This window comes from Parendozoicomonas verongulae, from assembly GCF_009711465.1.
GTDB classification, from domain to species: Bacteria; Pseudomonadota; Gammaproteobacteria; order Pseudomonadales; family Endozoicomonadaceae; genus Sansalvadorimonas; species Sansalvadorimonas verongulae.
Window position 1 is genome coordinate 1 of sequence record NZ_SMME01000352.1, and the last position, 617, is coordinate 617.

A 617-nucleotide genomic window follows, 5' to 3' on the forward strand; every position below is an offset into this window, starting at 1 on the left:
TCGAAATCAATGGACAGCGTTTCCCCATCCGGATTTTATAGGTGCGCAAACTGCGATACCTATATTTACTGGCCCTGCATGTGTCCGCGCTCTGGCAGGTGGTAGTCCCAGCCTGGTCTTGCGCAGACTTGCAGCAGGGGTGTAGCACTACTGAAGGCGACTCCTTTCATCTTTGTAATCGGCTAAAAATTTAGCCGATTGCCCCACACCTAAAACCTTTTCTTGAAGCTCGTAGCTGTACGACATAGCCCGACGAAAATTTTCGTTCGGCTCCTCCGAGAACTTTTGGAATCTTTGCCTGAAGCCCGTAGCTGTAGCTGTAGCTCACTGCCATCAAGCAGGGTTGATGTTTGTTTTGTGAGTTGAGATAGGACGAGTAAAATTTTACTCGCCCTCCATCCAAAACTTTTGGTGCTTTTTTTAGAAAGTTTGCATGAGTTTGTCCGCACATTTCGGCTAATGCCATACTGGTCATCACATTTTGACCATGGTGGCTGACTATCTGCAATTCAAAGCATGATTTCTCGCCAATCCCAGTGTTTTCAATGCTTTCAGCTATATCTTCAGCCTTGTTTTCAGGCAATACACACATGAGGGGGGAACATTTCGTGCCCCCC

The 617-nt window shown here is 47.0% G+C and carries 1 protein-coding gene; it reads right to left on the reverse strand.

Annotated elements, in window-relative coordinates; genetic code table 11:
- Positions 1–190: 190 nt before the first annotated feature.
- A partial coding sequence (locus E1189_RS00660; RefSeq protein WP_230459865.1) for a Rha family transcriptional regulator occupies positions 191–617 on the reverse strand: 427 nt, incomplete at its 5' end.